The organism is Pantoea sp. NGS-ED-1003 (assembly GCF_000738765.1).
GTDB classification, from domain to species: Bacteria; Pseudomonadota; Gammaproteobacteria; order Enterobacterales; family Enterobacteriaceae; genus Pantoea; species Pantoea septica.
Window position 1 is genome coordinate 300,063 of the sequence record NZ_JPQA01000002.1, and the last position, 25,611, is coordinate 325,673.

Consider the following 25,611-nt stretch of genomic DNA (forward strand, 5'->3'; position numbering starts at 1 on the left):
GCTGGGCCTCAGTAAGGTTTCTGGCTAAGCAGCTGGGCAATGGTGCTGCTGGCTGCGTCGTAATTCTTCTTCCACTTCTGGATCGCCCGGCGGCGGGCCATCAGTTTCAGAACGCGGCGATAGGTGCGATTGTGTGCATTCCAGTACTGCTCGGTCAGCTCGCCTTGCTTGTGAACCAGAACGCCTTCACTCCACACCTCGCGCATATCCTCATGTGTCGGGATGCCTGCTTTATCGAAGGTGCCGGTCACCATGAAATGCACCAGGTTATTGATCGCAGCGCTGCGGCTGAGGAATCGGCGGTTACGGCCGTGACGTGTCACGATATAAACCGGTGATTTCACCTGGCGGAAAGCGTCATCCACACCAGGCAATTTTTTGGATACTTGGATCATTTTCTGTCCTTAACGTGGTTGTACGTTTCATGTGTCATTAACTGCCAGTCTTTGCCGCCGTTCTGCGAAAGCAGGCGCCAGCGCGGGTTAACCTTCAGGCTGAGATAGCCGGTGCCGCGTATGCGACAGGGGAAGACGCGCCGCTTTCTGTATTGCCCCAGCTTCTTTGTTGCCTGGTTGATCACCCATTCCGGGGCGCGAAGTGCTGTAATTGTCATGACCGGTTATCCTTGGCTGAGCTTGCGGACGGCGCACTGGAGAGCGCGGTTTCTACAAAGGCATTCAGCGCTTTTACTGTTTCGGTGTGACCGAATACCTCGCAGGACGTGATCTCTCCGCGCTTAATGTGCAGCAGAGCAGGACCTTTGATTTCGCATGGAATAGAAGCATTCGTTTTCATTCCGCACCTCGCTGACCAAATGCCTGCTCAATAAGGTTTGTCAGAAGGGCGCTCATGAAGCCGACACCAATGTCAGAAAGCTTTCCTGATTTGAGCTTCACGCATTCCCCATAGGTTTCTGCAATTTCACGGTCAGCTGCATCGCCAGAGATAACTTTGCGAACAGCAGTTTCGAAAAATTTAATAAGAGCCTTGCTAACGATTTCTGCGTCCAGTTCAATCGCTGTCATTTTCCCGTCAGGCAATTTAACCGGCGCTACCATTGCGCCGGTTTTATGCACCAGTGTTGCCAGGTAGATATTCACCAGGCGGGTGCGGTTACGCTCAACAATGCTAGTCATAGACCCCCTCCTTTTTTGCGCCGGCTCTACAAAAGCGGTAGAGGTCCTGCATTAAGTTCAGTGCAAGGCCAATAAGGATGTCCTTTTCTGGCTCGCTTAGGCCTCCTGTGTAAATAGCCTGAAGAAGTGTTATCAGTTGCTCGGCAAGATTGTCTGCTTCTTCGAAAGATTCAATGGTTATCATTTATTTTTTCCTTTTTCATCTTCGGAAATTAACATTGCAGAAACTTCAACGGATAAATCAAACGCAAGTGAAATCAGGTCATGAACAATTGCATCATCATCGAATTCTTTAGTGTTATTCATCACCTGAAGTAATGCGCAAAGTTGATCACCTTTGTATCTGGCATTGCTTACAACGCTCGCCTTCATGGCTTGACTCCATATGCAGCGCGGAGAAACAGGTTTGCCAGCACGTCCAGACCTGACTTATGAAACATCACTGCTTTACGGTATTCTTCCGAGTTTGTGATTTTCATTTCGCCGTTACCTTATCAATCGCATTACTGAGAGTTTCGTAGGCGGTCATGCCTGAATGAGTGGCGACATTAATAATCGCCATAACGTCTGCGAAATCTTTGGCATCATTTGTGCTGCGGTATGCGTACTCAAGCGCTGAAAGAGCATCGCAAATCTTAATCATGCTGCGCTGGATATCTTGTGATAATTCTTCGTTCATTTTGTTACTCCTGAAATTTGGTTGCAAAATCCCCCAGCGCAGGCGCTGTAATTATTTTTCAGTTAAATTAATTCAAAAGATAAGAAAGGTTGGGTCTTGATCTTATTATTCCCAAGGCGGCATCATTAATTTCGCTTTTATGCTCCCAAGAGCATACAAGGTAAGCAATATTCCCCTTGCGTTCATACAGTGCGTAAACCAAGGAATCAATACAGTTGCATTGAAGCTGAATATTGAAAGATTCAGACGTTTTGAAAAAATGCGGGAACATGTCTTTGTTATCAACAACGGCGAATTCAAAATACTCGCCAGGAGCAACCCTCACTGAAATTGATTCACAATCGATAACGTTTTTTAAATGGGTATTCATCTCATAGGCTCCGTTGTCTGCCGATGAGTTAATAGTACTTTAGGTACTAGTATTTGCAATACTAAAAGTGAATTATTTTTATAACCAAAGGTATTAGTGGATGATTTGTCAGGAAATTTACTTGTAAAAAAGCCGGCTAATGCCGGCTTTTATCTTTTGGGTGGGGGGTTAGTTGAATAGATACTTGGCCTCGACTACAGTGCCTAAAATCTTGCAGTTGCCATTGATTGGCGTAAGAGGATACAGTGGATTCAAGGCCTTAAGAAATTTTTGGCCGCCATCTATAACTAATTTTTTGAATGTTGCCTCATTAGCATCAACCAGCTTAGCTATAACCAGACTGCCATTTTTAGCCTCTTTGCCCGTGTCTACCAGTATTAGCATTCCTTCCGGAATGCTAATCCCTGAGGGGGATGTCATCGAATCGCCTTGTACGCGAAGCCAAAATCCACTCCCCTCGATATGAGCGTCTGACTCATACCACTCGTCAATGTCCTTCAGATTATATGGCTCGCATGCCTCAGACCAGGCGCCAGCACTTACCCAGCTAAGCAATGGGTAAGACGGCCTTTTTTCATAATTCCCAACGAACTTTATGTTCGCCGCAGCCGCGTGCATCAGCTCTACCTCCTTCGCGAGATGCGGGCTGAACTCCTCGATTTGGACCCCAAGGATTTTAGCAAACATCAATGCAGAGCTCATGTTTAAGGCGTTTCTGCCATTTAAATAATGCCCGACACCACTCTGGGTGATGCCGAGTTCGTCAGCGATGTGTTGCTGGGTTATGCCAAGAGCCTTCTTTTTGGCGTCATAGATAGCCTTTAGACGCTGCGCATCCTTGAGCTGTTCTTCGGTTAAGCGCGATTGTGTTTTCATGAGCGAATTTTAATACCTTTCGTTTGAATTTGTCTCATACTGATAGTACTATCATTTCTTGTACCTTTGATACTAAAAATTGAGGCCCACAATGATGACATTCACTCTGAAAGAGTTTGTGGCTAAGAACGGACAAGTTAGGGCGGGTATGCATCTGGGTGTTACCCAAATAGCCATCAGCAAAGCCCTCCGTTCCGGGCGCCAAATATTCGTTCAGATTTCTAACGAAGGAAAGATTGCAGCCTACGAGACAAAGCCTTTCCCGTCAAAAAGACACGGGGAAGATAAAGAATTTGATGGGCTAATGGTTTTGCACCCTGAACGTTACTCCAAGCCAGTCCATGACGAGCTTTGAGGGAATTAATCGCCGCCTCCCTGAGCATCATTTTGAAGCTGATGCTCAGTGGATTCTCCAGCAGATGGAGAGGCTTAACCGGCAACAGCGAGAAAGGGCACTGGCTCGATATTCGGAAACATACCATCAGGCATTTGAATTGGAGCCTGTCGATTACAGAAAGGAGAACAAAGCAAGGCGCGAGGCAAATACCAGATTGCGTCTCTTCGTAGTGAACTGCTCAGCGATTCGTGAGGGTCGGGTTTCAAAACCTAAGCTGGTTGGTGAGTAGTACCGCCCGGAATGATTTCCTCCCGCAACGGGAAAGAGGGGAAAACTTTCTAGGGGGGTAAGGGGGGTGATCTTTGAAAGGGGTGTTAGGGAAGGCTAAGCCAGAAGGCAGGTAATTACTTTAAGTAGGGTGAGATCTAAAAAGCCCTTTCCCTGGAAAAGCCATCCCTTCGAAAGCAGCACTTAGTCAGCAGAAACCACAGAGAGCAAGAAGCCGAATCTTAACTTTGGCGAGCGACAGAAACGGCCCTTGCAGGAGATAACGATGCTTAACATCACACCCAATTTAGCACAGGAACGCGGATTAGCGGAACTAAGAGCTTACTGGAAGCAGGAGCGAACCTTCATGGTCTATTCTCCAACCGGTAGCGGGAAAACAGGGCTGGCGGCATTCATTATTGCCGGATGTGTGGCAAGGGGAATGCGCGTTATGTTTGCAGCGCCTTACACCATCCTGTTGAACCAGACAGCGACACGCTTTATCGAATACGGCATTAACGCCGACGACATTGCCTATGTATGGGCAGAAGCTGACCCACGATACGTGGATGCAGAAAAGAAAATTCAGATTGCCTCAATCGACACGCTGATCCGCCGGCAAATGCCCGACAACATCGACTTGCTCATTGTCGATGAGGCCCATATGCGTCGTAAGCGCCTGCTGGAGTACATCCGAGATACAGATGTGAAGGTGATCGGCCTGTCAGGCACCCCATTCGCCAAGTTCCTGGGCAATTACTACAGCCGGCTAATAAAGCCAACCACAATGAAAGAGCTTATTCGTGCTGGCGCGCTGAGCGGGTATGAATTCTTTGCTCCGACGCGCCCGGATCTGAAAGGCGTCAAGTCTACCCAGTCAGACGAGTACGGTTCGGACTATAACGAGGCACAGGTTGCTGAAATCATGTGTGGGGCCGATCTGGTAGGCAACATTGTTAAAAACTGGCTGGAGAACGGCAAGAACCTTTCCACCATCTGCTTTTGCGTGAATGTCAGCCACGCCAACTATCTGACAATGGAGTTCCGCCGTGCTGGCGTGAACGCCGAAGTGATGATCGCCGAAACGCCGCAGGAAGACCGCCAGCTGACCATTCAGCGCTTCGAGAGCGGTGCGACTAAAGTGCTGCTGAATGTCGGGGTGCTGGTGGCCGGCTTCGACAGTGATGTGCGCTGCGTTATCTATGCGCGCCCAACCAAATCAGAGATTCGCTGGATCCAGTGCATTGGGCGTGGCCTCCGCACGGCACCGGGCAAGGATACGTGCCTTATTTTTGACCACAGCGGGACGGTTCATCGGCTGGGCTATCCGGATGAAATCGAATATGACCGCCTTCTGACTAAATCTGATGGCATGGAAGTAACCCGCAAACAGGCTCAGAAAGAACGTGCAGAGAAGCTTCCAAAGGAATGCAGTCAGTGCCACTTCATGAAGCCAGCAGGCGTTTACGAATGCCCATCCTGTGGCTTCAAACCGATCATGGGAGAAGACGTTGAAACAGACGAGACGCGCTCACTAAAAAAAATGAAGAAGGACAAGAAGAAGGCCACGACCGAAGAAAAACAGAGCTTCTGGTCGCAGCTTATGTATTACCAGAACCAGCAGGCGGCAATCGGCAAGGTCAAGTCTCGTGGGTGGTGCTCCCATACTTTCAAAAGCAAATTTGGGGAGTGGCCAAACGGTCTTCATGACAACCCCAGGCAGATTACGCCTGAGGTGAGCAACTTCATCAGAGCTAAAAACATCGCCTTTGCAAATTCCCGCAAGAAAGAACACAGCGCAGAAAGGCCGAAGGAAGAGCGCTACCAGTATGTCCAGCAGCGCCTTAAAGGTCTGAGGGATTATCTGGCAGAGCGTCAGTCAGGAGGCGGTCATGAAAACAACTGCTGAAGCTGCAAAGGGACAGTGGGCCCGAATCTACCAGCACTATAAATTGCCCGGCATCACCGGCAAGCGTCATTTCAAAGGTGAATGCCCGCTGTGTGGTGAGAAGGGTAAATTCCGTTGCGATGACAAGAACGGAAACGGGGAGTGGATCTGCAAATGCGGCAGTGGCAATGGCCTGACGCTTTTGATGCGAACTCAGGAAAAAACGTATGCGCAGATCGCTGCTGAGGTAGACCAGATAGTAGGTCGCCAATTTGATCGCAGTGAGTATCAGCCCAAGCCGGAAACAGGAACAGCATCCGTTCGTGAGAAGGTGTCTTACTGCTTCTCAAAACTTCAGTACCTGCGAGGAACCGCAGCTGAGCAATATCTTCAGGCGCGTCACATCAATACGCTGCCAACAGAATCAGTGCGCTTTAATCCCGAGCAGAAAGATCGGTCTGGCAGAACGTTTGGCGCAATGTGGGCTATCGCGACAGATGACAAAGGTAACGCTTGCTATCTGCACCGAACTTTGTTGGACGGGAACCATAAAGCGGACGTGGAAAGCGCTAAGAAGATGCTTAGCCTGCAGGATGACAACTATCTGCAGAACGCCGGATCGGTGGCTATTCGCATGTTCCCGGTAGATGAAACGCTGGGAATTGCTGAGGGGATCGAAACTGCTCTGGCGAGCCGGGAAATCTACAAGTTTAACGTTTGGGCAGTGCTAAACACGTCACTGATGAAGAGGTTCCGCGTACCGAATGGCGTAAAACGTCTGATTATTTTTGCCGACACCGATAAGAATGCTGCCGGGCACGCAGCGGCGTTTGCCTGCGCGCACTCAAACCTGCAGGACAGCAAAAACGATTTACGTGAAGTCATTATCCGCTGGCCGGATCAGGGCGACTTCAACGATGTACTTATTAACCACCACGCTGTGCGTGAAATCCAATTCTTTAAAAAGGTGGCCGCATAATGAGAGATATTCAAATGGTACTTGAACGCTGGGGTGCATGGGCTGCGAGTGGAGATACAAATATTGGCTATCCGCGAACAGCTGCAGGATTATCGCGACTTCTGCCCGCTACCCGCGCCGGCCGTCCGTCATGCTGTGATGATGATGGCATGTTTATCAGTGAGGCAATGATCCGACTGCGGAAGCATGACGAATATCTTTGCTCACTGCTGGAATGGCATTACATAGACAATATGACCCTGCGAGCAATGGCAGCAAAGCTGGGAATTTCACACAATCACGTTTCGGTGCGCCTTCAGTCGGCAGAAAGTTTTATCCAGGGCTCACTTTGCACACTCGATATTAAGCTGGAAATGGATCGGGAATGTCGCAAAGAAAATATTTTGCCGATGAAATTGAAAAAGGTTGTGTAATTACACAACCGGCTTTATTCTGCTATGAGTTGTCACTACGCACTGACACATAACATTCGAAACCTCGCCATCAGGCGGGGTTTTTTTATATCTTTTTTAGGGTGAGAAGCACAGAGGTTGTGCGTTCGGCTGTTAACCGATTGGTCGCAGGTTCGAATCCTGCCTTGCCCGCCAAATAAGCAAACTTAGCTGAGATGGATTAGCGCTTGCCTGAAGAGCTTGAGAGGGTGGATCGTTACCACCAGTTTGCACCAAACAAGCTCCGGGCTGACGAGCCAGGCAGTTACCGCGATTTGCGTCGGAGCACCTAAAAAATAGGCCGCACTAAGCGGCCTTGAGACGAAGGAAGACGGCTAGAGGTGAGACAGCTCTTTGCGAGCAGCTTCCGCAATAAAATGGCTTCGGCTGGTATAGCGGGAATCCTGTCCAACAGCTTTATCGATTTTCTCGATCAAGAGGTGAGGCATGGTGATGTTGATACGTTCAGACTTGCCGAGATATTTGGTGATATCAACATCTACGCAGATCATCATTACCTTCAGCCCATTTTCATTGAAGCTGCCTGAATCCACATCGGGCATATCATTGTACTCAGGAATTGGCAGACCTTTTTCAGCCATTAGCTCAAAGTGAGCGTTAAGAGCCGACTCTGCATCCTGCAAAGCTTCACGCAAATCATCGCCTGCGAAAGTACAGCCCGGAATACCCGGGAAATAGCCACTGGCTGATTTGTCCTGGTCGATTTCAGCGATACCGAAATACAACATGCATTTACCCCGCGAATAAAGAGCGCCCTTGCGGGCGGCTCCTGATTATTTAAGTTTCGCATCCTTCATGATTTGGTGAACTGTACCAGTTTTCAAATCCTTTTTAGGGTGCGGAACCGTTATGACGATAGAGAAATCTGGGTGGCTGAACTGGTGATGACTTCCTTTTACCCTTTCAAGTTGCCAGCCGTTTTTCTCTAACAGCTTTATCAGTTCCGAACTCTTCAATCTTCCTCCGTCTCGCTAACTGATGAGATAATTATACACACAATACACACTGCGATGCAATGATTTAGTGTGTATCGTGTGTGTTATTTTGGTGCCCTCCCGAAACTTTGAGATTTCCCCGTTGCTGTGTGGGGAGGGGCGCCTTTTTTCTTAAGACTACGAACGGCACCGACCAATTCGGGAGGTGAGGATGAAACGCATGCCAGAAAAAGATCCGGGCTTCTGGGCGAGCCTGCTTGCCTGGCTATATGCCCACAGAAATGAATCCGGTTATGCCGGGCTGGCAGGCGTGATGGCAATTCTGCGCGCCACTTACATCGGTAAGGACACGTGGCCCCGGCGACTGCTTGATGCCGCAATGTGCAGTGTCTTTGCCTTTTTCCTTCAGCCAACGCTTCAGGTGATTGGCTCGGTCTTTAACTGGAACTTCAGCGACGACACAACGCGTGTGGTTGCAGTGTTTCTCGGCTTTCTCGGCGTGGACTGGCTTTCATCAAAGCTGCGCAGGCTGATTGATAAGCGTTTGGGGGATAGCAATGCTGACACCCAGTGATTTCCAGCGCGCTACTGGCGTATCTAATACTGTTCGTGACGCATGGTTCCCGCATATAGCGGCGAGCATGGCGGCGTTCGGCATCACAACGCCGCTGAGACAGGCTCATTTCCTCGCGCAGACCGGCCATGAGTCGGCAGGCTTCACGAAAGTAGAAGAGGGGCTGAACTACAGCGAGACCGCGCTGCTGGCAACCTTCAAGCGTCGGATAACTCCCCAGCAGGCTAAAGCCTATGGCCGCAATGAGGCGCATCCGGCAAACCAGAAGATGATCGCCAACATCGTTTACGGCAACCGTAACGGCAATGGCGATTTGAGTTCTGGTGACGGCTACCGCTATCGGGGGCGTGGATTAATCCAGATTACCGGTAAAGCCAATTACGCGGCGCTGGTGAAGCAGTTAGGCGTGGATGTCGTTGCTTACCCTGACCGACTGGCAGGGAATATGCTAGCGGCAATGTCGGCTGGTGCCTGGTGGAAGAACAACGGTCTGAATGAACTGGCTGACTCTGATGATGTTACCCGCATCACCAGAATCATCAACGGTGGCATTAACGGTCTGGAAGACAGGAAATCCCGCTTAACTAAAGCTAAGGGGATTCTATGCTCAACGTAATCAGCTTCATCCGAAATTACTCTCATCTCATCATCATCGGCCTTATCTGCGTTTGCTTGTGGGGACTCAATGCCCGCAATTCGCAGCTGAGCGCCACCAACGACCGGCTTGAAAAGCTTTCGAACAGCAAAGACGAACAGATTAACGATCTGCGCTCGAAGAATGACGATCTGGCCGGTAGCGTGAACGACCTGGTGAAAGCGGTAAATCAGCAAAACTCCGTGATGAGCCAGGTGGCTGAACAGCGCGCCGTGACAGCGCAGCAGAAACGGAAGCTTCAGAATGAAATTAAGCGTTATCTCGCGGCAGACAAATGCGCTGTTGCTCCTGTCCCTGCTGATGCTGTTGACCGGTTGCGCGACGCAGCAAAAACCGCTGGTGGAATACCGGACAATAAAGGAGCCGCGGTTAAACCTGCCGGCGGAGCTGACCACGCCGATTGATGTGCCAGCGGTACCGGACCCGATGAGCTTCGGAGACAGTGTTGGGCTTAATGCAGAACTCTATGGCGCGCTGGGTCAGTGCAACATTGACCGGGCTGCAGTTCGTCGTATCGAATCAGGGAAATGACATGGCATTACTGTTCGGCAGGGTAAAAAAGAACGAGTGGGAGCATACCGGCCTGTTCGCCAACATCGTCCCGGTCTATATCCGACATATAGAATCAGATGAGCCTGAAGTGTGCGCAGCTAATGGCGTGCCGGAATGGTTCTTTGACCTCGTTAACTGGATGGTGTGCAACCTTCCGATGCCCTATGACGGCTTCATGTTTACGCATGTTAAGCCGATTGAATCCTCCGACAAGGGATAACGGTTAGCCACGCTGTGAAGCGTTGCGACCCCGGCACTACAGAGAGAAAAAGCCATGAGCCATTTATCTGATGCAGAATTACGTCGCCGCGCGGAAAGTCGCCGCCGCCGTGATGAAGAACACCGCCGTCGCATGACTGGCACAACTGGCGCAGGCAGCGACCTGATGAACCCGCTTAACCCCATCAGCCCGATTTACGTGGGTAACGACTACAGCAGCTCAAGCAGCTCTGATTCATGCAGTGGCGGCTACGACTCTGGCAGTTCGTCAGATAGCGGTGGCAGTTGCGGTAGCGATTAATACAGACCGCCTACGGGCGGTTTTATTTTGTTCTGAAATCTGAGCTTAACGAGTTCAACTTTCAGCATAAACACAATGAATCATCGGCTGGTGGTCTCGCCATTGCCGAGGGATAAACACATCCAGCCAGCAGGAAACTCTGATGAGCAATAAAAACGGCCCTTTGCATATTGCGATTTGTGATGATGGCTATCGCCTATCGACAAGCAGCGGTGAAGCAAGTTACACCCTGGACGGCATCCCGACCCTGAAAATGGGAATCGTCGATAACCTCCCTGACAAACTGACGATCACTGACCGCCGCTCGCTTCCATCTGCGATCAATGTATCTGCCGTTCCAACTCCGTGGGGAGCCAAGGTCGAATGGAAATGGCCGAAAGAAGCCGAAATTTCATGGTATGCGGTGATCCGCGCTGAATACAGCGATGGTGACGACCCTACCTATCAGGCTGGCAAAGCCGAGTTTCCCGATTGCGCCTATAAGGTAACAGGCGTTCCGGCTGGTAAAGACATCAGCCTGACGGTAACTCTGCACGACGGAAACGGCAAACGCTCAAGGCCGGCTCAACTGAGCATAAAATCATCAGGTGATGCAGCCACTATGCTGTGCAACACTTTTAAAATTATCGGTGGACAGGCGTTTATTAACGAGGCTCTTATTGGGCCTTACAAGCAATCGCAGGTTGGCTCCTTCCACTGCAATAATGGTGAAATTAAATACTGCGCAGGGAATAACAGCCATGACGTGCGCATGCGGGTTGGAGTGAATGCTGGGGAAAGCAGGGATAAAGATGAGCATGCTCCTGTAACCCTTGCTGATTGCAAAGCCCGTTTCGGTGATGACCATCCTCTGCCGTTCGGCGGCTTTCCGATGCCAAAGCGTAAGGTTCGCATCAACATCGCTGGTCTTCATGAGTGGAAAGATGGAATTCTCGCTGGCGCTGAAGTACGGGTTGATATTATCCAAAGCGGTAAATGCATCCACAGCGAAGTATTTTCAGGTAAAGCTACACAGCCCTTTAGCCGTGAAGTCGATATTAACGCCTCATTTGATGACATCGTCGCAGTGCACAATCGACCTGACTTGAAAGAGCTGAAAGTATCGGCAGAGTTTGCTGACGTAGCGAGTGGTGAAGAAAGTGCCGATCGCCTGACAAAAATCATCAGCGAGCAGGTTCGCCAGCGACTGAATAAAGAGTTGCAGCCAGGCGGCTTGCTTCACAAACGATAACCTCCTTCGGGAGGTTTTTTATTGGGGTGAATATGGACGTTGTCATCAATGGCGTGCAATACGCGCCGGTAAGCAACCGCGCCTCAAATATCGGCATCGCTATTTCTACCCACAACCGCCACGAAGTTTTATCCCGCGCGCTGGATCACCAGATGAAGTTTCTGCCGGCCGGCGCGCTGCTGGTGGTTATTGATGACGGGTCAGCAAAGCCGGTTGCAGTGCCTGAAGGTGTGAATCTGATTCGCTTTGAAACGTCACGCGGCATAGTAGCGGCGAAGAACGCCAGCCTCGAGGCGCTGATTGATGCTGGATGCGAGCATTTATTCCTTTGGGACGATGACGCATGGCCCATCGCCGGTGGCTGGGAACGACCATACATCAAATCGCCCGAACCGCATCTGGCTTATCAGTTTCAGGACTTCGCTACCGGACAGAAGCTTAACGACATAGCTGTGCTGTACCGGGACGATAAACATATCGCATTCACCGGGCAGCGTGGCGTGATGCTCTATTACCACCGCAGCGCAATTGAAAAGGTTGGCGGCTTTGACCCCATCTATCAGCGCGGCATGTACGAGCATTCAGACCTGGCACTACGGATTCACAACAGCGGATTAACCAGCTGGGCCTTTGCTGACGTTGCGGGCTCGGACAAGCTGATTTATTCGCTCGACGAGCATCAGGCAGTTGAGCGTTCGGTGCCTAAACCTGATCGTGAAGCGCAGGTGAAGCGCAACGTCACCATTCATAACCGGCGCCGGGATGAAGGTTATGCCGGCTATGCCGAATACCGACAACAGCGCAATGTGGTGATCACCACTCTACTGACCAGCCAGCCCGATCCGCAACGCGGAACTAAGCTGACGGCATCGCCTGAACTGCTGGCTAACTGGGCAGCATCGTTAAAGGGCGGTGATGCTGTTGTACTTGCCGATGAACTGACTACCGCACCGGCAGGCGCATCGCTGGTGGCCGTTCCTGACGTGAAGATGAATGTCTACTTCCGTCGCTGGCTGCATATCTGGCAGCATCTTCGTGATCATCCTGAATATCACCTCGTCTGGTGCACCGATGGCACTGACGTAGAGATGCTGCGCGAACCGTGGGAAGGGATGGAAGATGGCAAGATTTACGTTGGCTCTGAACCGAAGACATATGCGGACCCGTGGTCCACACAGAGTCACCCTGAAGCTATCCATCGGGCATTTGTCGCTGACCATCAGAATGATGTGATGCTGAATGCAGGCCTGCTTGGTGGCAGTCGCGCTGATGTGATGGCGATAGCGCATGGCATTGTGCGGCTTTATTACCACATCGAGTCTCTGCGCTTCTGGAATAAAGAAGGTTCAGCCGCGGCTGTTGGTGACATGATTGCCTTTGGCATTGTGGCTTATCGCTACCGTGACAGGCTGGTCACCGGCCCCCATGTGCACACAGTGTTTAAATCAGAAGGCATCGGTAAGGAGTTCGCCTGGTGGAAGCACAAATAAGTTTTGTGGTTGTAGGGCATTACTCACGCAGGCATCAGGCAGAACAACTGGCGTGGTCGCTGCGTGCCCACCTGCTGATTGATGAGGATCAGCATGGCGCGAACTGGAATCACCGGCGTGCTCTCGAATGGGCCAGCCAGCAGAATTGCCGGGTAGTGATACTCGAAGATGACGCACTGCCGGTGCCTCGCTTCAAAGAAAAAGTAGCCGAATGGGTGGAGCGATTCCCTGATGCGTTGATCAGCTTCTATCTGGGAACTGGTCGCCCGCCACAATATCAGCAGGCAATAGCACTGGAGTTGGTGGACGCTGACAGATACAACAAAGACCATCTGATGCTGGGTAGCCTGATTCACGGCGTATGCTACAGCCCGCCACCATCCAGCATTAAGCACATGCTGGAATCGTGGGACAACACAAAGGCAGCTGATTATGCGGTAGGTGACGCTTATGGATGCGCCATCGTTTACCCATGCTATTCACTCGTTGACCACGCAGACCAACCGACAGTAGAGCGACATCCGGACAATGAGCCTAGGACCGAAAGGCGCAGAGCATGGCGATTAGCCCAATAGGTGAAATGATGAAAGCACTTAACGAACCGAATAAGTATCAGTATGCGGGCCTTTGCCGTGAGCGTGCCAGTGTGATTGCACTTGATCTTACAAAGAGAGCCGCGGCAACGGGTCAAATCACGCTGCTGACAAAGCATCTCAATCTACTCGCACCAATCATCTCTCGACCATGAAAGAGCCACGAATCTATGGAAGCCGGTGGGATAAAGCGAGATTGCGATTCCTACAGCAGCATCCACTATGCACGATGTGCGAGCAGCAGGGACGAATCACGGCGGCCACAGTCGTTGACCACATCGAACCGCACAAACTTAAAGACGCGCTTAAGTCAGGCAACCCGCTGGCGATATCGAAAGCACAGCACCTGTTCTGGAGTAAAGAGAACTGGCAACCACTGTGCAAAGCGCATCACGATTCAACCAAGCAGAGAATGGAGAAGAGCGGCACAGTCATCGGCTGTGATGCTAACGGCTACCCGCTCGATCCGGCGTCTCACTGGAGTAAGTAATGACACAAGACCAACAGACAATCCTGATGTTCAAAGGGCTCATTGCTTCATTGCCTGAAGAGAGCCAGGAGAAAGTGAAGAAAGCAAGTCAGGCCATTCGTGAGGTACTGGCAAGCTACCCGGATGGAGAGGCAACGGTTGCTCTTGGTTTGATTGGCGCAGAGCTTCAATGTGATGACCTTGAGCATGTAACCAAGTGAAATCATTTCATTTGCAACTATCACCAAATGAGAACCAGTCTCATCAAGGCGAGGGGGGAGGGTAAATCTTCAATCCCTTTGCCCCAAATGACCGCCGCCAAAGTTTTATTTTAACGCTAACCCGATTTTTTCAACTTTAGGCATTGACATATGGCAGACAGACGAACCCGCTCAGACAGTTCTACGGCGGCAATTCAGGCCATGAAAAACGCAGCCGAGGACACCATTCAGCCCCCGGATTATGCAGGGCTTGAAGCAGGTGCCGAACCGTTCTGGCATGACAACATCCGATCCAAAGCTCTCGACAGCTGGACGCCTGCTGACCTGCTGGCTGCGGCCGAGCTGGCGAACAATCAGCTCTATGTCATTGCCCTGCGCAAAGAACTAAGAAAGCAGGAAAAGATATTGGGCGAGGAACGCAACGAAGCTCTTATTAAAGATCTGAGAAAGCAGGTGCCTGAGCTTCAGCGCACCATTCTGGCACAGCGTCGTGACCTGCAAATTCATTCTCACGCCACCAACGGTGAGACGCGTGATCAGAAGAAGCGCAACCAGAACGACAAGGCTGCCCGAGACGTTGCTAAGCAGCACCAGTCAGAAGAAGACAACCTGATCGCCTTCCCCAAACACGGATAAGAATCTATGACGCGAGGTGAGCGTGTAATAGCGTTCATCGAACGCTTTTGCATAGTGCCGGAAGGCAAGCTTATCGGTCAGCCCATGCGGCTGGACCCATTTCAGAAAGATTTCATTCTGGCGGTTTATGACAATCCCGCTGGAACCGACATGGCGATCCTGAGTATCGCCCGTAAGAACGGTAAAACCGGCCTGATTGCTGGCATTCTGCTGGCCCACCTGGTAGGTCCGGAAGCAGTTCAGAACACACAGATCGTTAGTGGCGCACTAAGTCGGGAGCAGGCGGCTATTGTCTTCAACCTCGCGGTTAAGATGGTCAACCTGAACCCTCAGCTTCAGGAAATCGTGCACATTACGCCGAGCGGTAAAAAGCTGATTGGTCTTCCCTGCAATGTTGAATATAAGGCGTTGTCTGCGGAAGGGAAAACAACTCACGGTCTGTCACCTATTCTGGCGATCCTGGATGAAACCGGGCAGGTGCGCGGACCGCAGGATGACTTTATTGATGCGATCACTACTGCGCAGGGTGCCCATGAAAACCCGCTGCTGATTGTCATCAGCACACAGGCTGCAAATGACGCTGACCTCCTGAGTATCTGGATTGATGACGCGGTGAAATCTAAAGACCCGCACATCGTTTGCCACTTATATGAAGTGCCAAAAGAGGCTGATATCAGCAAGCGTGAAAGCTGGCTGGCGGCAAATCCGGCGCTAGGAACGTTCAGGTCAGAAAAAGATATGGCCCGCCAGGCTGAAAAGGCCGGCCGCATGCCCAGCTTTGAAAACACCTTCCGCAACCTGAACCTTAACCAGCGCGTTTCGACGGTGTCACCGTTCATTTCCCGCAGCGTGTGGGAATCCTGCGGCGATGAGCCGCTGAACACGCCGCGCAAATGGTATGCAGGCCTCGACCTGTCAGCCCGAAATGACTTAACGGCGCTGGTAATCGCTGGAGAAGCTGATGATGGCGTATGGGATGTCTTCCCTTTCTTCTGGACGCCGGAAAAAACGCTCGAAGAGCGCACCAGAACTGACCGAGCGCCTTATGACGTGTGGGTTAGAGAAGGTCTCCTGCGCACCACGCCTGGCGCATCGGTGGATTACGCCTTTGTGGTGAACGATATCGCCGAAATTATTGGTGATTTCGACATTACCTCTATGGCGTTTGACCGGTGGCGAATCGACCAGTTCAGGAAAGACGCTGACGCGATCGGCCTTTCGCTGCCGCTGGTGGAGTTCGGGCAGGGCTTCAAAGACATGGGGCCTGCTGTCGATACGCTGGAGTCACTGATGCTGAATGGACGCGTCAGGCACGGCATGCATCCGGTGCTAACGATGTGCGCCGTTAACGCCGTGGTCGTGAAAGACGCCGCCGGCAACCGGAAACTCGACAAATCCAAAGCAACAGGCCGCATTGATGGCATGGTCGCGATGACTATGTCCGTCGGCGCGGCTAATGGGGAGGTCACTGAGCAAGGTGGTGACTTTGAAGACTTCATTTTCAGACCGCTGAGCATGTGATGGAAGAACCAAAATATTCGATTGACCTGCGAACCAATAACGGGATGTGGGCGCGCCTGCAGTCGTGGTTTGTAGGCGGGCGGTTAGTTACCCCCAATCAGGGATCGCAGTCTGGTCCGGTTTCGGCACACGGCCACCTCGGCGATTCATCCGTAAATGACGAGCGTATCCTCCAGATTTCTACTGTGTGGCGCTGTGTGAGCCTGATTTCAACGCTTACCGCATGCCTTCCGCTCGATGTTTTTGAAACTGACAAAGAGGATAACCGCAGCAAGGTTGGTATGGATAACCCGCTGGCACGATTGCTTCGTTTCTCTCCTAACCAGTACATGACCGCCCAGGAATTCCGGGAGGCTATGACGATGCAGCTGTGTTTCTACGGGAACGCCTATGCACTGGTAGAGCGAAATGGTGCCGGCGACGTGATTAGCCTTCTGCCGCTGCAGTCCGCCAATATGGATGTGCGAATGGACGGTAAAAAGCTCGTTTATCGCTATTCACGCGATGGCAGCTATGCAGACTTTGCACAGAAAGACATTTTTCACCTGAAAGGCTTCGGCTTTACCGGTCTTGTGGGGCTATCACCCATCGCTTTTGCCTGCAAATCGGCTGGGGTAGCGGTGGCAATGGAAGATCAGCAGCGTGACTTCTTCGCGAACGGCGCCAAATCACCCCAGATTCTCTCTACTGGCGAAAAAGTGCTGACAGAAGCTCAGCGCTCGCAGGTCGAAGAGAATTTCAAGGAAATCGCCGGCGGACCGGTCAAAAAGAGGCTCTGGATTCTGGAGGCCGGCTTTTCAACTTCGGCAATCGGCGTGACGCCGCAGGACGCTGAGATGATGGCGTCTCGAAAGTTTCAGGTCAGTGAGCTTGCGCGATTTTTTGGCGTTCCGCCTCACCTGGTAGGTGATGTTGAGAAGTCTACGAGCTGGGGAACAGGCATTGAGCAGCAAAACCTCGGCTTTCTTCAGTACACGCTACAACCTTACATATCGCGCTGGGAAAACAGTATTCAGCGCTGGCTGATCCCGCCGGCTGATGTCGGTCGATACCACGCAGAGCACAACCTTGATGGGCTGCTTCGCGGCGATTCTGCTTCCCGCGCTGCTTTTATGAAAGCGATGGGAGAAGCGGGACTTCGAACGATCAACGAAATGCGACGCACCGACAACATGCCGCCTCTGCCTGGTGGAGATGTGGCGATGCGACAGGCGCAATACGTGCCAATCACCGAGTTAGGAACCAACAAAGAGCCCCGCAATGCCGGGGCTTAATTTTTATGGGGGCCGTGATGCCTGAGATCGTAAAAACGCTGTCGTTTGATGAGACGGAAATCAAGTTTACCGGCGACGGTAAGCAGGGGATTTTCGAGGGTTACGCCTCTGTCTTCAACAACACCGATTCTGACGGCGACATTATTCTTCCCGGCGCATTCAAAAACGCGCTGACCAGTCAGAGCCGAAAGGTGGCGATGTTCTTCAACCACAAAACGTGGGAGTTGCCCGTTGGCAAATGGGACAGTCTGGCTGAAGACGACAAAGGGCTTTATGTCCGCGGTCAGCTTACGCCGGGTCACAGTGGCGCATCAGACCTGAAAGCCGCAATGCAGCATGGCACCGTTGAGGGGATGTCGGTTGGCTTCTCTGTCAGCAAAGACGATTACTCGATGGGCACCAGTGGCCGCATCTTCAAAAACATTGCTGCGCTGCGTGAAATCAGCGTGTGCACCTTCCCGGCCAACGAGCTTGCTGGCGTGTCAGCGATGAAGAGCGTTGACGGTATCGAAACTATTCGTGACGTGGAGAACTGGCTGAGGGATTCAGTCGGGCTCACCAAATCACAGGCAGTTGGGCTAATAGCCCGGTTTAAGTCAGCGATTCGGAGCGAGTCCGGGGGCGACGAAAACGAAGCACAAATTAACGCTCTACTTCAGAGCATCAAATCTTTCCCTTCAAATTTAGGAAAATAATCATGTCCGAACTCGCGCAAATTCAGAAAGCCATCGAAGAATCACAGCAGAAAATGTCTCAGCTGTTCGATGCGCAGAAGCAGGAAATTGAAAGCACCGGTCAGGTGTCCAAGCAGCTGCAGAACGATCTGGCAAAAGTACAGGAAGAGCTGACCAAATCTGGTACTCGCCTGTTTGACCTGGAGCAGAAGTTCGCATCAGGCGCAGAAAACCCGGGGGAGAAGAAATCCTTCGCCGAGCGCGCCGCTGAAGAGCTGCAGAAGTCATGGAACGGCAGCAAGGGTAGCTTTGACGCCAAAACCTTCAATAAATCGCTGGGTAGCGATGCCGCCTCTGCTGGCAGCCTGATCCAGCCTATGCAGGTGCCGGGTATCGTAATGCCGGGCCTGCGTCGTCTGACCATTCGCGACCTGCTGGCTCAGGGTCGCATCTCCAGCAACTCGCTGGAATACGTGCGTGAAGAAGTGTTCACCAATAACGCCGACATTGTGGCGGAGAAGGCTCTGAAGCCTGAATCTGATATCACCTTCAGCAAACAGACTGCTAACGTGAAAACTATCGCACACTGGGTGCAGGCTTCACGTCAGGTTATGGACGATGCGCCGATGCTGCAGTCTTACGTCAACAACCGACTGATGTACGGTCTGGCGCTGAAAGAGGAAGGCCAGCTGCTGAACGGTGACGGCTCCGGCGATAACTTGGAAGGCCTGAACAAAGTGGCGACCGCCTATGACACCTCGCTGAATGCTACCGGCGACACCCGCGCCGATATCATTGCGCACGCTATCTATCAGGTGACTGAGTCTGAGTTTAGCGCGTCAGGCATCGTGCTGAACCCGCGCGACTGGCACAACATCGCGCTGCTGAAAGATGGCGAAGGTCGTTATATCTTCGGCGGTCCGCAGGCTTTCACAAGCAACATCATGTGGGGCCTTCCGGTTGTGCCGACTAAGGCGCAGGCGGCCGGCACCTTCACCGTGGGCGGCTTCGATATGGCGTCTCAGGTGTGGGACCGCATGGATGCCACTGTGGAAGTCAGCCGTGAAGACCGAGATAACTTCGTGAAAAACATGCTGACCATCCTGTGTGAAGAGCGTCTGGCGCTGGCGCATTACCGCCCGACAGCGATCATCAAGGGCACCTTTGCTTCTGGCTCCTGATGAGGGAGGGCGGGGAAACCCGCCCTTATAACGCATGGCGATTGATGTTCTGGATGTAGTAAGCCTGAAACTGCTGAAGCAGCAAATTGAGTTTGAAGAAAATGACCGCGACGAGCTGATCACCCTCTACGCTCAGGCTGCATTTGATTACTGCTTCCGCTGGTGCGATGAACCGGCCTGGAAACTTCCTTCGGACATTCCGGCCGCAGTGAAAGGGGCAATACTGTTGGTTTTTGCCGATATGTTTGAGCATCGAACCGCGCAGAGTGAAGTCCAGCTTTATGAAAACGCTGCAGCGGAACGCATGATGTTCATTCACCGTAACTGGCGTGGCAAAACCGACGATATTCTGGAGGGCGGCAGCTGATGGAACCCGGACGTTTTCGCCATCGTGTGACAATTCAGAATTCAACTCAGGTCAGAACGCCTTCAGGCCAGCCGAAGAATGAATGGCACGATACGGCTACGGGCTGTCCGGCAGAAGTGAAGGCAATCAGTGGGCGAGAGTTGATGACTTCCGGCGCTGAAAAGGCTGAAGCCACTATTCGTGTCTGGGTGCGATTCCGTTCGGACATTACCGCTGGATCACGCCTCATCTGCACCAGTGGCCCGCTGAAGGGAATGGTTCTGGACGTTTCCGGCACTCCAGTCCCTAACAGTAATGGGACACGCCTTGAAATTCTCTGTAAGCAGGGGGTAAAGACGTGATTGATACCAAACTGGACTTTTCCGGCCTTATGGATCTGAGCGATGACCTAAATGCGCTCAGTAAGGCCGAAAATCGGAAGGTAATGCGTGATGCAACCCGGGCGGCTGCCACGGTTTTTCAGGACGAAGTGATTAAGCGCGCCCCAGAGAGAACGGGCAAGCTGAAGAAGAATATCGTTGTGATGACCCAGCGGACGCGTAACGGTGACATTTCCTCTGGCGTTCACATTCGAGGCACGAATCCGCGCACCGGCAACAGCGACAGTAAGCTGAAAACGAAAGACTCACGCAACGCCTTTTACTGGCGCTTTGTAGAGTTAGGCACATCGAACATGCCGGCGATACCTTTTGTGCGGCCGGCTTATGATGCCAGACAGGAAGAGGCTGCAAATGCCGCTTTTGCCCGGGCCAATCAGGCTATTGATGAGGCGCTGTCAAAATGACGGAATCGCAAATTTACGCTCTTCTCAGTGAATTATCTGGTGGGCAGGTTTACCCCTATGTGGTGCCGTTAAATCCGCAGGGGGCGCCGTCTGTTTCGCCTCCCTGGCTGGTATTCACTGTAGTGAGCGAGGTGTTCGGAGATACGTTGTGTGGTCCGGCAGAGGAGAGTGGCACGCTGCAGGTTGACGTATATGCATCGACCCCGGATGAGGCACGATCCATCAGAGAGCAAGCCAGCGAAGCATTGTCGCCGCTGAAGTTCACCCAAATGAACAAAACGAACGGCTACGAATCCGATACCGGCCTGTTCCGGGCTACGCTGGAAATTCAGAGCCAGCAGTAATCGCTTCCCTCATCAATATCACCACCGCCACAAGGCGGTTTTTTTTCGTCTGGAGAAAACATGACCAGTAAATATGAAGTAACGAAGGGGATGACGTTCGCCGTCTCTGATGCGCCGGTAACCGCTGAAGAATTTGAGGCGGCAGGTTTCCCGACAGCCAGTGTTAAATGGCTTGAGGCGGCCTGTGCAACGAAAGAGATCACCTATACCGGCGGTCAAAAGGGCGACATTGACGTCACCACGCTTTGCTCTACCGAGCAGGAACAGACCAACGGCCTTGCGGCTCCAGCGGAGATGAGCATCAGTCGTAACTGGGTAGGCGATGAAGAAGCACAGATGGCATTGCAGACGGCTTATGACAACGATGAGCTGCGCGCTTTGCGCGTGCTTTTCCCGTCGGGTAACGGCTACTACGTGCTGGTAGAGGTTCGCCAGAGTTCGTGGGGCGCGACCACGTCATCTGTAGTAAGCGCGACTTACTCGCTGCGCGTTCGCGGCAAGCCTAAACGTATCGTTGCGTCAGGTTCGTAAGCGGTTTTCTTTGTGAGCCACTGACAGTGGCTCTGTTATTCCACCTTCAGACCTCGAGATCATGAAATGTCCAAAGCAGAACAAACCAAAACATTACCGGCTTCACTTCGCGATCTGGCGCTTGCTCCATCGTCCGGATTTCGCTCTAAAGTAATCGCCGTTCCCGAATGGAATGGCGCAAAAGTCATGCTTCGTGAGCCTTCGGGTGAAGCCTGGCTGCGTTTCCGTGAAATCATGACCCCTGATCTGCCGGAAGGCGAAGAAGCGCCCAAACTGACCCAGCAGGAAACGTACCTCCGCAACAAAAAGGCTGACGTGGTGATGTTTATGGACGTGCTGCTGGATGAAGACGGCAATCGCGTCTTTAGCGACCAAGACGAAGCCACAGTGTCTGAAATTTACGGACCGGTTCACTCCCGTCTGCTTTCTCAGGCTCTCAATCTGGGTATGTCTCAGGAAGCCGCAGAGGCAAAGTAAAAGAGCCGCTGACTTTCTTCCTGATGTCTCTGGCGCTCCGTCTGGGGCGCACGCTTCATGAACTCCGCCAGTCTCTCACAGCAAGCGAGCTGAAAATGTGGATCGCCTATGACCGGTTTAGCCCGATTGGCGACTGGCGTGGTGATATTCAGGCCGCGCAGATTTCTGCTGCCGTACTGAATTCGCAAGGTGGAAAAGCCACTATCAGCGAGCTGCAGCTTCAGTGGGGAGAAAAAGACGACGAGGTTGAAATCAGCGGCCTTGAAGAATGGATGAGTGGTCTTTAATTTCCCGCGCCGGCGGGTTTTATATGGGTGATGTATGGCTACGCTGCGCGAACTAATCATAAAGATTTCCGCCAATTCCAGCTCTTTTCAGTCTGAGATTTCCCGCGCCTCTCGCATGGGCGCGGATTACTACAAAACAATGGAGCAGGGTGGCAAAAAGGCGGCGGCGGCCACCCGTGAAACTCAGCGATCGCTGTCTGAGCTTAACTCTGAACTGGCAACAGTTAAGTCCTCCGCAGCGGGTCTGGCAGGCGCATGGGCGGGTGCTTTCGCTACCCATCAGCTGATTGAATTTGCTGACACCTGGAACCAGATGAACGGGCGCCTGCGACTGGCTTCCACATCCACTGAAGACTTTGCCACCTCCCAGCGCACGCTGATGGAAATAAGCCAGCGTACCGGCACGTCTCTTGAGGCTAACAGCAATTTATACAGCCGTATCGCACAGTCGCTTCGCGCTGCCGGCTATGCATCATCAGATGTGGCAAAGGTAACGGAGACGGTAGCCACATCGCTCAAGCTGTCTGGAGCCAGTACGGAAGAAGCCAGCTCAGTGATTACCCAGCTTAGCCAGGCATTAGGCTCCGGCGTTCTGCGTGGCGAAGAGTTCAACGCCATCATGGAAAACGGCGGGCGCCTGGCTAAACTGCTGGCTGATGGGCTGGGGGTATCGGTTGGCGGCCTTCGCAACATGGCGAATAACGGCCAGCTGACGACTGACAAGATCGTGCCGCTGCTGACTAATGTCGAGGTGCTGCGAAAAGAGTTTGAAAGCCTGCCTGCTTCCATCAGCGGATCGGCGCAGAAAGTACAGAACGCATTTCTAGCGTGGGTCGGCGGCGCCAACGATGCTGTTGGTGCATCATCCTCTCTTTCCGGCGTACTTGACGGCCTGGCGAACAATATCGATTCAGTTGCTAATACTGCCGGGCTTCTGGTTGGGATTGGACTCGCCCGATATTTCGGCAATATGGTTGGCAATGTCGCTCAGTCTACGGCCGTAGTGGTCAGTAACACCGCTGCAGAGGTGGCACTCGCTCAGGCGCAGGTACGCGGTGCACAGGTAAGCGTTGCCGCTGCCCGTCAGACGCTTTATCGCGCTCAGCAGGCAAAGGCCGCTGCGGTATCTATTGAGGCGCAAATTGTTGCAGAGAGAAACCTTGCTGCAGCACAAACGAGCCTTAACAGCGCGATTGCTGGCCGCTCATCAGCGGTAAATAACCTTACCAATACAGCTTCAGTAATGTCCCGGCTGGGGAGCGGCGTACTGGGTATACTGGGCGGCTGGCCGGGCGTAATCATCGGTGCCGGCGCGGCAATGTACGGCCTTTATGAGCACACGCAACAGGTTCATAAAGAGGCCGTAGGTTTTTCCAATAACCTTGATGAGATCAACGGCAAGCTCAAGCAGATGTCTGTGCTGGGGCTTAAATCCACCGCTGCAGATGCGCGTACATCATTGCAGGCTCAGAAGCAGGACCTCAGCGACCTCGATACACAGATTCTGAAGGTGAAGGACAGCCTTGCTGGTCTCGACCAGATTCAACAGGATTACAACAAGCATCCAACGCTCACCTATATCAACACGTTTATGGATCAGGCCGACATTACGGCCAAGAACGTGGAGCTGACCGACAAGCTCAACAAACTGGAATATCAGCGCGAGCAGGTCGCGGCTAAAGTTGCCAGCACTCAAAAGCTGGTTAACGATGCAAGCGATCTGGCAGCTCAGAAAGCGGTAGAGCAGGCTGGTGCCGTTGCCATACTGCGAGGTGCCTATGACCTTCTTAACCGCTCGATGTCAGCGACTGCCGGCGCTAAGCCGCCCCAGTATGCAGGCCCGGTAGTAAATCTCGCCAGCGCGACACCTCAGCAGCAAACTGCGCTCGAGAAGGCCCGACGCGATAACGAGCTTGCCAGCCTCGACGGTCTGCAAAAGCTTCATCGTCAGCACCAGTATGAAGCCGACGACCTGAAACTGACCGGCGCGCTTTATACGCAGTACGTTTACAACAAGGATCAGGCTGCTAAAAAGGATGATGAAGCTGCAAAAGCCAAGAAAGCCGGAACAGCAGCCACTAATGCGCAAAACAAAGCAGAGCGTGAAGCGGCCACTCAGGCAGAGAACTACGCACGAAAAATTGCAGATCTGAGCGTTGCGATTGAGGTCCAGAAAGTCAGGGCCACTGACGGAGAAAAAGCAGCTGAACTTTATGCTGCCTCCCATCAAGCCGGCACGAAGTGGACCGAAGAACAGCGCAAGGCAATCCGTGATAACTCAACTGAGCTGGAAAAATGGACTCAGCTTGCTGACGCAAACGTGAAGAAACAGCGTGAGCAGGTTGATGCGCTTAAAGATCTTTCCGACGCTGCCCGCAAATATCGGGATGATGCTGCACAGACTACCGACACGGCAGGCATGAGCGATCGCCAGCGCAGCCGGTATGACGATCAGCAGCAAATTGAACGCGTATTCGACAAGACAGACAAAGGCTCCGCCGCCATTGCTGCCCGCCAACAGGCACTTGATGATCTCGATAAGAAATACCAGGCTATCGCGGCTTCAGAGTCAAACTGGCTGAGCGGCGCCTCCCGCGGTTATGAGAACTGGCTCGAAAGCGCCAGCAATATCTCCGGTACCGTATCCTCTGGCATTACCTCTACGCTCGACAGCGCAATGGACAATATGTCTGCTATGCTGGTTGGCAGCAAGGCGGACTGGAAAAGCTGGGGCCTGTCAGTATTACAGACGATTGCTAAAGTCGCGCTGCAGATGGCCGTGGTTAACGCGATGGGTAGTGCCAGCTCGTCTTTTGGCAGCATCCTCGGGTCAGTAGTCAGCAGTGTTGGTGGTGCAGCTACCGGAGCGGCTGGTGGCTCGACTGGGGCAATGGGGATGTCAACGAGCTATGCCGCATATGACGACGGCGGATATACAGGCCCGGGTGGTAAACATGATCCTGCAGGCATCGTGCACAAAGGGGAGTTTGTTTTCACCAAAGAGGCAACGCAGCGAATTGGTGTCGCCAACCTTTATGACATGATGCGCGGTTATGCCAGCGGTGGCTACGTCGGTGAAATGCCCGGCCAGCGCGCTTATGCCTCTGGTGTCAACCGTGCTAGCGGGAGTGGCAGCACGATCATTCAGGTTGATGCGCCGGTTAGCATCGTTCAGGGGAATGGTTCAGGTGACGTTTCTTCTGCTGGCACCGCAAACGCGGCAAATCAGATTAAATCTATTGTTCAAACCACAATCACAGAGCGCCTGAGGAAAGAGATGTCTCCCGGCGGCGTCCTGTATCGCACATAAA

General features: G+C 52.4%; 38 protein-coding genes and 2 tRNA genes. 29 read left to right on the top strand and 11 right to left on the bottom strand.

Going from position 1 to position 25,611, the window contains the following annotated elements; translation table 11 throughout:
• Positions 1–8: 8 nt before the first annotated feature.
• The 9 genes from JS46_RS04855 to JS46_RS04885 form a co-directional block, all read right to left on the bottom strand.
• Complete coding sequence (locus tag JS46_RS04855; RefSeq protein ID WP_033748574.1) at positions 9–395, bottom strand: hypothetical protein; 387 nt, start codon at positions 393–395, stop codon at positions 9–11.
• Positions 392–613 carry a hypothetical protein gene (locus JS46_RS04860; protein WP_033748576.1) on the bottom strand — a complete coding sequence of 74 codons (222 nt, stop codon included), beginning with the start codon at positions 611–613 and terminating at the stop codon, positions 392–394. The genes JS46_RS04855 and JS46_RS04860 overlap by 4 nt, the downstream gene beginning before the upstream one ends.
• Positions 610–795 (bottom strand): hypothetical protein, encoded by a 186-nt coding sequence (locus JS46_RS24070; protein ID WP_152560669.1) that lies wholly within the window; start codon positions 793–795, stop codon positions 610–612. The genes JS46_RS04860 and JS46_RS24070 overlap by 4 nt, the downstream gene beginning before the upstream one ends.
• A complete protein-coding gene (locus JS46_RS04865; protein ID WP_033748578.1) occupies positions 792–1,136 on the bottom strand; it encodes a hypothetical protein in 345 nt (114 codons plus the stop codon). Before JS46_RS04865 ends, JS46_RS24070 begins: the two co-directional genes overlap by 4 nt.
• A complete protein-coding gene (locus tag JS46_RS04870) occupies positions 1,129–1,320 on the bottom strand; it encodes a hypothetical protein (protein ID WP_033748580.1) in 192 nt (63 codons plus the stop codon). Before JS46_RS04870 ends, JS46_RS04865 begins: the two co-directional genes overlap by 8 nt.
• Positions 1,317–1,508, bottom strand: coding sequence for a hypothetical protein (locus JS46_RS04875; RefSeq protein WP_033748582.1), 192 nt, complete (start codon positions 1,506–1,508; stop codon positions 1,317–1,319). The genes JS46_RS04870 and JS46_RS04875 overlap by 4 nt, the downstream gene beginning before the upstream one ends.
• 103 nt (positions 1,509–1,611) lie before the next feature.
• Complete coding sequence (locus JS46_RS04880) at positions 1,612–1,815, bottom strand: hypothetical protein (protein WP_033748583.1); 204 nt, start codon at positions 1,813–1,815, stop codon at positions 1,612–1,614.
• A 67-nt stretch (positions 1,816–1,882) separates the two neighbouring features.
• Positions 1,883–2,185 carry a hypothetical protein gene (locus JS46_RS24075; RefSeq protein WP_152560670.1) on the bottom strand — a complete coding sequence of 101 codons (303 nt, stop codon included), beginning with the start codon at positions 2,183–2,185 and terminating at the stop codon, positions 1,883–1,885.
• A gap of 168 nt (positions 2,186–2,353) precedes the next feature.
• On the bottom strand, positions 2,354–3,061 hold the full coding sequence (locus tag JS46_RS04885; protein WP_033748584.1) for a LexA family transcriptional regulator: 708 nt from the start codon (positions 3,059–3,061) through the stop codon (positions 2,354–2,356).
• 91 nt (positions 3,062–3,152) lie between these two features.
• Between JS46_RS04885 and JS46_RS04890 the strand changes: the two genes are divergently transcribed.
• The 6 genes from JS46_RS04890 to JS46_RS04920 all read left to right on the top strand — a co-directional run bounded on the left by JS46_RS04890 (position 3,153) and on the right by JS46_RS04920 (position 7,199).
• Positions 3,153–3,416, top strand: coding sequence for a Cro/CI family transcriptional regulator (locus JS46_RS04890; RefSeq protein WP_072010394.1), 264 nt, complete (start codon positions 3,153–3,155; stop codon positions 3,414–3,416).
• 535 nt (positions 3,417–3,951) lie between these two features.
• Positions 3,952–5,574, top strand: coding sequence for a DEAD/DEAH box helicase (locus tag JS46_RS04900; protein WP_033748588.1), 1,623 nt, complete (start codon positions 3,952–3,954; stop codon positions 5,572–5,574).
• The gene (locus JS46_RS04905; protein WP_033748590.1) at positions 5,558–6,532 is read left to right on the top strand and encodes a toprim domain-containing protein; all 975 of its coding nucleotides are present in this window, start codon (positions 5,558–5,560) and stop codon (positions 6,530–6,532) included. Before JS46_RS04900 ends, JS46_RS04905 begins: the two co-directional genes overlap by 17 nt.
• Positions 6,532–6,945 carry an antiterminator Q family protein gene (locus JS46_RS04910; protein WP_033748592.1) on the top strand — a complete coding sequence of 138 codons (414 nt, stop codon included), beginning with the start codon at positions 6,532–6,534 and terminating at the stop codon, positions 6,943–6,945. The genes JS46_RS04905 and JS46_RS04910 overlap by 1 nt, the downstream gene beginning before the upstream one ends.
• Before the next feature lie 99 nt (positions 6,946–7,044).
• Positions 7,045–7,119, top strand: a tRNA-Asn gene (locus JS46_RS04915).
• A 5-nt stretch (positions 7,120–7,124) separates the two neighbouring features.
• A tRNA-Phe gene (locus JS46_RS04920) sits at positions 7,125–7,199 on the top strand.
• 99 nt (positions 7,200–7,298) lie between these two features.
• Here the strand turns inward: JS46_RS04920 and JS46_RS04925 are convergent.
• Positions 7,299–7,712 (bottom strand): type II toxin-antitoxin system HicB family antitoxin, encoded by a 414-nt coding sequence (locus tag JS46_RS04925; protein ID WP_033748594.1) that lies wholly within the window; start codon positions 7,710–7,712, stop codon positions 7,299–7,301.
• A 45-nt stretch (positions 7,713–7,757) separates the two neighbouring features.
• Positions 7,758–7,940: a type II toxin-antitoxin system HicA family toxin gene (locus tag JS46_RS04930; RefSeq protein ID WP_033748596.1), complete on the bottom strand. Its 183-nt coding sequence runs from the start codon at positions 7,938–7,940 to the stop codon at positions 7,758–7,760.
• A gap of 190 nt (positions 7,941–8,130) precedes the next feature.
• On the opposite strand from JS46_RS04930, the gene JS46_RS04935 reads away from it, so the two are divergent.
• The 23 genes from JS46_RS04935 (at position 8,131) to JS46_RS05045 (ending at position 25,610) form a co-directional block, all read left to right on the top strand.
• Positions 8,131–8,493, top strand: coding sequence for a phage holin, lambda family (locus JS46_RS04935; protein WP_235212965.1), 363 nt, complete (start codon positions 8,131–8,133; stop codon positions 8,491–8,493).
• Entirely contained in the window at positions 8,477–9,109 is a 633-nt protein-coding gene (locus JS46_RS04940) for a glycoside hydrolase family 19 protein (protein ID WP_033748598.1), read from the top strand. Before JS46_RS04935 ends, JS46_RS04940 begins: the two co-directional genes overlap by 17 nt.
• Positions 9,097–9,552, top strand: coding sequence for an Rz lytic protein (locus JS46_RS04945; protein ID WP_033748600.1), 456 nt, complete (start codon positions 9,097–9,099; stop codon positions 9,550–9,552). The genes JS46_RS04940 and JS46_RS04945 overlap by 13 nt, the downstream gene beginning before the upstream one ends.
• A 62-nt stretch (positions 9,553–9,614) precedes the next feature.
• The gene (locus tag JS46_RS04950; protein WP_033748602.1) at positions 9,615–9,920 is read left to right on the top strand and encodes a hypothetical protein; all 306 of its coding nucleotides are present in this window, start codon (positions 9,615–9,617) and stop codon (positions 9,918–9,920) included.
• A 54-nt stretch (positions 9,921–9,974) separates the two neighbouring features.
• Entirely contained in the window at positions 9,975–10,220 is a 246-nt protein-coding gene (locus tag JS46_RS24080) for a hypothetical protein (protein WP_152560671.1), read from the top strand.
• 142 nt (positions 10,221–10,362) lie between these two features.
• Positions 10,363–11,451 (top strand): hypothetical protein, encoded by a 1,089-nt coding sequence (locus JS46_RS23055; protein WP_051905569.1) that lies wholly within the window; start codon positions 10,363–10,365, stop codon positions 11,449–11,451.
• Positions 11,452–11,483: 32 nt separating this feature from the next.
• Positions 11,484–12,941: a glycosyltransferase family 2 protein gene (locus JS46_RS04960; protein ID WP_033748604.1), complete on the top strand. Its 1,458-nt coding sequence runs from the start codon at positions 11,484–11,486 to the stop codon at positions 12,939–12,941.
• Complete coding sequence (locus tag JS46_RS23240; RefSeq protein WP_072010395.1) at positions 12,923–13,516, top strand: hypothetical protein; 594 nt, start codon at positions 12,923–12,925, stop codon at positions 13,514–13,516. The genes JS46_RS04960 and JS46_RS23240 overlap by 19 nt, the downstream gene beginning before the upstream one ends.
• Before the next feature lie 169 nt (positions 13,517–13,685).
• Positions 13,686–14,024, top strand: coding sequence for an HNH endonuclease signature motif containing protein (locus JS46_RS04975; RefSeq protein WP_033748611.1), 339 nt, complete (start codon positions 13,686–13,688; stop codon positions 14,022–14,024).
• Positions 14,024–14,224 (top strand): hypothetical protein, encoded by a 201-nt coding sequence (locus tag JS46_RS04980; protein ID WP_033748612.1) that lies wholly within the window; start codon positions 14,024–14,026, stop codon positions 14,222–14,224. Before JS46_RS04975 ends, JS46_RS04980 begins: the two co-directional genes overlap by 1 nt.
• A gap of 150 nt (positions 14,225–14,374) precedes the next feature.
• Positions 14,375–14,860 carry a hypothetical protein gene (locus JS46_RS04985; protein WP_033748613.1) on the top strand — a complete coding sequence of 162 codons (486 nt, stop codon included), beginning with the start codon at positions 14,375–14,377 and terminating at the stop codon, positions 14,858–14,860.
• A gap of 6 nt (positions 14,861–14,866) precedes the next feature.
• Positions 14,867–16,381 carry a terminase large subunit gene (locus JS46_RS04990; protein ID WP_033748615.1) on the top strand — a complete coding sequence of 505 codons (1,515 nt, stop codon included), beginning with the start codon at positions 14,867–14,869 and terminating at the stop codon, positions 16,379–16,381.
• Positions 16,381–17,655: a phage portal protein gene (locus JS46_RS04995; RefSeq protein WP_033748617.1), complete on the top strand. Its 1,275-nt coding sequence runs from the start codon at positions 16,381–16,383 to the stop codon at positions 17,653–17,655. The genes JS46_RS04990 and JS46_RS04995 overlap by 1 nt, the downstream gene beginning before the upstream one ends.
• Positions 17,656–17,672: 17 nt before the next feature.
• On the top strand, positions 17,673–18,350 hold the full coding sequence (locus JS46_RS05000) for an HK97 family phage prohead protease (RefSeq protein ID WP_033749082.1): 678 nt from the start codon (positions 17,673–17,675) through the stop codon (positions 18,348–18,350).
• 2 nt (positions 18,351–18,352) lie between these two features.
• Positions 18,353–19,510: a phage major capsid protein gene (locus tag JS46_RS05005; protein WP_033748619.1), complete on the top strand. Its 1,158-nt coding sequence runs from the start codon at positions 18,353–18,355 to the stop codon at positions 19,508–19,510.
• A gap of 34 nt (positions 19,511–19,544) precedes the next feature.
• Complete coding sequence (locus JS46_RS05010) at positions 19,545–19,877, top strand: head-tail connector protein (protein WP_081876041.1); 333 nt, start codon at positions 19,545–19,547, stop codon at positions 19,875–19,877.
• Positions 19,877–20,218 carry a phage head closure protein gene (locus JS46_RS23245; protein ID WP_033748621.1) on the top strand — a complete coding sequence of 114 codons (342 nt, stop codon included), beginning with the start codon at positions 19,877–19,879 and terminating at the stop codon, positions 20,216–20,218. Before JS46_RS05010 ends, JS46_RS23245 begins: the two co-directional genes overlap by 1 nt.
• Positions 20,215–20,661 (top strand): HK97-gp10 family putative phage morphogenesis protein, encoded by a 447-nt coding sequence (locus JS46_RS05020; RefSeq protein WP_033748623.1) that lies wholly within the window; start codon positions 20,215–20,217, stop codon positions 20,659–20,661. Before JS46_RS23245 ends, JS46_RS05020 begins: the two co-directional genes overlap by 4 nt.
• Entirely contained in the window at positions 20,658–21,005 is a 348-nt protein-coding gene (locus JS46_RS05025; RefSeq protein WP_033748624.1) for a DUF3168 domain-containing protein, read from the top strand. The genes JS46_RS05020 and JS46_RS05025 overlap by 4 nt, the downstream gene beginning before the upstream one ends.
• 60 nt (positions 21,006–21,065) lie before the next feature.
• On the top strand, positions 21,066–21,536 hold the full coding sequence (locus tag JS46_RS05030) for a phage tail tube protein (protein ID WP_033748626.1): 471 nt from the start codon (positions 21,066–21,068) through the stop codon (positions 21,534–21,536).
• A gap of 66 nt (positions 21,537–21,602) precedes the next feature.
• Positions 21,603–22,013: a phage tail assembly chaperone gene (locus JS46_RS05035; protein WP_033748628.1), complete on the top strand. Its 411-nt coding sequence runs from the start codon at positions 21,603–21,605 to the stop codon at positions 22,011–22,013.
• A 23-nt stretch (positions 22,014–22,036) separates the two neighbouring features.
• On the top strand, positions 22,037–22,300 hold the full coding sequence (locus JS46_RS05040; protein ID WP_033748630.1) for a DUF4035 domain-containing protein: 264 nt from the start codon (positions 22,037–22,039) through the stop codon (positions 22,298–22,300).
• Between the two features lie 34 nt (positions 22,301–22,334).
• Positions 22,335–25,610 (top strand): phage tail tape measure protein, encoded by a 3,276-nt coding sequence (locus tag JS46_RS05045; protein ID WP_033748632.1) that lies wholly within the window; start codon positions 22,335–22,337, stop codon positions 25,608–25,610.
• The last annotated feature ends 1 nt before the right edge of the window (position 25,611 follow it).